This window comes from Planktothrix sp. FACHB-1355 (genome assembly GCF_014748295.1).
In the GTDB taxonomy this organism is placed as follows: Bacteria; Cyanobacteriota; Cyanobacteriia; order Cyanobacteriales; family Aerosakkonemataceae; genus Aerosakkonema; species Aerosakkonema funiforme_A.
The window spans coordinates 1-4,670 of the sequence record NZ_JACJUP010000485.1; the positions used below are offsets into that span (position 1 = coordinate 1).

The following is a 4,670-nucleotide window of genomic DNA, read 5'->3' on the forward strand; positions in this document are numbered from 1 at the left end:
CCACTTAGCCAGAGGCTCTAAGTTGGAAACTATCCAGTAGTATGTGATTGCCTGGTAAAACATTCCCAATGTTATCGACAATTCAAATGCTTCTATTAACCGTTCCATCGGTTCGTAAATTGTCCATTGTTCCAAATAGATATTACGGAGATGAGTACGCACATTGGGAATATCCGGCACGTACTTTTCGATATACAAAAAGTTAACGATATCGAAGAAAGGATGTGCGATCGCACCTGTTGGCCAATCAAAATAAATATAGTTATTATCTGTCACAACCACATTTTTTGCCCAAAAATCACCGTGTACGATCGTCTGCGGAATATTGTAACTTGCCAAAACCTCACACATCGCCTTGAATTGCGGAATCAATCCACGCAGATATTCTATATCATCTGACTCAATAATGATAAAATCTCCTGCTAGCAACGCCTCAGTATCAGATAACAGCGCCTCAATATGAAAAGGCAGCTTGTAAATCCGGCGATCGGGCCAACCCAAAGCCAGCAACTTATCAACGCGACTAGCTTCATTTATCTGAATTTTTGCATATAAACGAAGCGCTGCTTCCCAACGAGCGATATCGCTATTTTCAGAAAGAATTGTACCGCCGAAATCCCGCATCAAAATCCAGTGCTGTTCCGGTTCTACCGCCAAAATTTTCGGTAAATTATCTGGATAAGATGCAGCTAAGCTTTGCGTAAATAGGGCATCATTAGCTAATACATTTGGCAAAGCTTTGAAATAAATATTTCCCGCTGTTGTATTCACCCGCATGATACAGGAAATACCCCAAGATCTGAATTGTTCAATGGGAGAAATAGCACTTATACCAAGATGATTAAGTTGCGCTTCAATCCAAGCAGACGCCTTTTCAAACCAACCCAATCTGGCCCAAGGCACTCGCTGACTGCTGATTGTAGGGTCTTTAAACTCATCAAACCAAGCTTCAAGAACAGCCAAATGCTCCGGTACAGCTAGCTCCAGCCGATCCAATTCCTGTTCGCCAATCCAAACATATCCAGCAGGTAATTGCCAACTAGGACTGTGATTTTCCAGAGCAAAAACTCGATTGACACGATCGCTCTCAATATCCAAGTCATTATAAACACAGCAGAGAGTCGTCACATCGATACCCAACTGCTCCTGCATAGCTCGATCGATCTGACCTACATGAGCGAAATGATTTTTGGCAGGTACAAAATGAGGCAAAGACCAGCCATTGTCAACCCTATACATCAATATCTTGGGCTCGGTTGTATGGGGAATTATAGTATAGCAATCAAATCCTCGTCTTGAAGAATTAGGCACAGCTTTTTGATGAATTTTAAATAATATTTAATAATTAAATTTTAACGCAAAGGAACGCAAAGGTTTACGCAAAGGGACGCAGAGTTAAAGGTTGTTTACTACTCTTTTGATGCCGTCTTTTAAGTGAATAACGTTAAAGTTGATTAAGAGGCCGAGTTTTAGATTTACTAATTTTAGATGGGTTAAGATTTGAGAATGATGGATAGGATGTAAGGATTCGACCGCCTTGGCTTCTACAATGACTTTACTTTCAACGATTAGATCGGCTCGATAGCCACAATCAAGACGGACTTCTTCATAAACTAGAGGAATAGGTTTTTGCCTTTCTACTTTCAATCTGGCTTTGAGTAGTTCGTATTCGAGACAAGCTTCATAAGCAGATTCCAGTAAGCCGGGGCCTAAAGCCGTATGCACTTTCATTGCATAACCGATTATGATTCTCGACAACTCATTCTCATTCATTCTCTGCGTTCCTTTGCGATTTCCTTTGCGTTCCTTTGCGTTAAAAATTAATCTGTATTTTAACGCAAAGGTCGCAAAGGTTAACGCAGAGTTACGCAGAGTAAGAAATTTTTAGTAGTAGTTGCCGACTTTTCGGTGGTGAACGGCGGTGAGGGCTTCGGCTTTGGAAACGCGACCGGATTCCACGGTACTGTAAACTATCCAGTGGTCGCTACATTCCATCCGACTTGCTACTTCGCACTCAATGTAGGCGAGGGAGTCGGTCAGAATTGGGGAACCGTTTTCTGTTGTTTGAGTTTTGACTCCGGCAAAGCGATCGGCCCCTGGTGGGAAGCGTTTGAGGAAGTGTTTCATTAATAGTTGATAATTGCCTTCCTCTAAGACGTTGAGAACAAATTTATCGCCTACTTGCATCAAGGATTCGATCGCCCGATCTTTGGCAACCGCAATCGTAATCCCTAGCGGTTGGAAGCTGGCTTGCGATACCCACGATGCTAACATCGCACCCTTGACACCGTGTTTATTTGCTGTTATAATATACAATCCTCCACTGATACGTCCCAGTGCTTTTTCCAGGTCGTTGTCGATCGATTTTCTCTGTTGGATATCGCGATCGCGAGTCAGCAATTGGCCTAAGTCTGTACCCGCTTCTTCGCATAGCTGATAGGTAGCTTCGGTGGGAGTATCTTTAATCCGAATCGGTGGGAATGCTACTTTCAGGCCAAGTTCTGTGAATTTGATCGATAGGGGATCGATCGGTTCGTCATCGCCGCCGTAACATTCAAAAATGCCCACAATTTGCTTTTCTTTAGCGGCTGCGAGGACGGTACCCAACGCAGCTTGGGCTGTAGAATTAGATGCTGGTGGCGTGGCGATGACTAAACCTGCCGATCGGCCTACCAATTCCTGTACTTCTTGCGGATCGGCAAATTTTAAGTCGAACATTTCGACCGCCACATCGGTTTTTGTGATACCGTGGGCGATCGCTTGGGAAATGCGATCGCTATATCCGTAATCGGAGACGTAAAATACAGCTACGGTTGTATCTGATTTGGCTTTTGCTTGACTCCATTTGCGATAGCGATCGACCAATTCAGTAACGTTGTGATGCAGCAGTGGGCCATGTCCGGTGGCGATCGTGCCGATTTCTGGCAGTTCTCCCATCCGTTTGAGCGCCGACAGTACCGAGCGAGCGTTGGGAGCCATCAAGCACTCATAATAAAATCTGTAGTCCGCTTCAATCGCCGCTAAGTCTTCATCAAAGGTGCTATCCGAGCAATAGTGCATCCCAAAAGCATCGCAGGTAAACAGGATTTGGGTTTTGCGATCGTAGCTGAAGCTAGTATCCGGCCAATGTAAATTGGGAGCAATCACGAATTCTATTTCGTGTCCGTTACCCAAATCCAGCTTGTCGCCATTTTTGACAATCTGCCGTTTAAAGGGTTGATGTACAAAATCCTCTATAAATTGAATTGCCACTTTCGACCCCACCACCGTAACTTGGGGCGCAAGTTGCAGCATATCTTTGACCAATCCGCTGTGGTCTGGTTCGGTGTGGCTGATAATTAAGTAATCTATCTGTGCTGGATCGATCAGACCTTTGAGCGTGTCCAGATACAGCTGGCGAAACTTTTCGTGGGAGGTGTCAACTAAAGCAATCCGATCGCCTCGAATTAGAAATGAATTGTAAGTGGTGCCGTTTTGCAGCCCAAATTCGATGTCAAAGCGATCGCGATCCCAGTCTAGCGAGCGAATCGCCGTCGTTTCGGCGGCAATCTCCCTTGTCTGTATTGTCAGACGCTTTTGGGTTCTTTCGGTGAGCGCTACCATCTTTAGTCTCCTTCTTGGCAACCCATAGGTATTTTGTCTTACTTTATTCTGACATGAATGAGTTGTGAAGATTTATTAAAAAACCTATATATAAGTTAAAAATTTCAAAAGTGTGGCAAACTGGCGCAGAAAACAAGCAAAGAAGATTTGGCAAGCTTTGAAACTCAGAGAAAATATTTGGCTGGCATTGACCATTGGGAACTCTCGCCTTCACTGGGCTTGGTTTAAGGGAAAAACCTTTTGCGGCGCTTGGGATACAGAATATCTGTCCGCAGCGATTGTGGAACAGATGAACCAGCCTTGCGGTAGGGGCAAATTCAATAGCGAAATTTTAGCGGCCAGCCTAATCCAGGAATTGGATGCGGTTGAAGAGATTGTTGGCGATGGCTTTCACCATCGCGATCGCCCGCTGCCTCTGTATTTGGCTTCTGTTGTTCCGCAGCAGACAGCGATTTGGCAAAACTATCATGATGTAAGGACGATTGCTCTCGACCAAATTCCGCTACAAGGGCTGTATCCGACATTAGGAATCGATCGCGCCTTAGCTGTTTTGGGTGCGGGTGAGGTATATGGTTTTCCAGCATTAGTAATTGATGCGGGTACAGCCCTCACTTTCACGGGTGCAGACGCGGCTCGGCGGTTGGTGGGAGGAGCGATTTTGCCTGGATTGAGATTGCAACTACAGTCTTTGGCGCAAGGAACAGCTGCTTTACCGGAAATTGAATTAGCCGGCGCTTTACCGCCGCGTTGGGCATTAAATACGAGTTTAGCTATTCAAAGCGGCATAATTTACACGGTTTTAGCCGGAATAGCCGATTTTATCGACGCTTGGAGGCAGGAGTTTCCCCAGAGCCGGATTGTTTTAACTGGGGGCGATCGCACTTTGCTTCTCAACTATCTCCAGGCTGTATTTCCACAGGTAGCTGCGAAAATAAATACTGACCCACACCTTATATTTTGGGGAATCCTTAACACTCCCCAGCCCTAAAGGGACGGGGATTCTTCATTCATAGACTCAGCTTGCTTGCGACTGGATTACTCCAGCCAAAGTAGCGGCCAAATCTCCT

The 4,670-nt window shown here is 45.1% G+C and carries 4 protein-coding genes; 1 reads left to right on the forward strand and 3 read right to left on the reverse strand.

Going from position 1 to position 4,670, the window contains the following annotated elements:
- The 3 genes from H6S82_RS18910 to H6S82_RS18920 all read right to left on the reverse strand — a co-directional run.
- Positions 1 to 1,239, reverse strand: a 1,239-nt coding sequence (locus tag H6S82_RS18910; protein ID WP_191056553.1) for a phosphotransferase, incomplete at its 3' end; no start/stop codon positions are given.
- 156 nt (positions 1,240 to 1,395) lie between these two features.
- Positions 1,396 to 1,773: a GxxExxY protein gene (locus H6S82_RS18915; protein WP_190475400.1), complete on the reverse strand. Its 378-nt coding sequence runs from the start codon at positions 1,771 to 1,773 to the stop codon at positions 1,396 to 1,398.
- 111 nt (positions 1,774 to 1,884) lie between these two features.
- Positions 1,885 to 3,603, reverse strand: a complete 1,719-nt coding sequence (locus H6S82_RS18920; RefSeq protein WP_190475398.1) for a diflavin flavoprotein — start codon at positions 3,601 to 3,603, stop codon at positions 1,885 to 1,887.
- 112 nt (positions 3,604 to 3,715) lie between these two features.
- Here H6S82_RS18920 and H6S82_RS18925 point away from each other — a divergent pair, with 112 nt between their 5' ends.
- The gene (locus H6S82_RS18925) at positions 3,716 to 4,591 is read left to right on the forward strand and encodes a pantothenate kinase (protein ID WP_322112033.1); all 876 of its coding nucleotides are present in this window, start codon (positions 3,716 to 3,718) and stop codon (positions 4,589 to 4,591) included.
- Positions 4,592 to 4,670 lie beyond the last annotated feature (79 nt).

Bases quoted from the DNA above. Each gene is read 5' to 3' on its own strand.
- H6S82_RS18920 (WP_190475398.1), bottom strand. From the start codon at position 3,603: ATGGTAGCGCTCACCGAAAGAACCCAAAAGCGTCTGACAATACAGACA.
- H6S82_RS18915 (WP_190475400.1), bottom strand. From the start codon at position 1,773: ATGAATGAGAATGAGTTGTCGAGAATCATAATCGGTTATGCAATGAAA.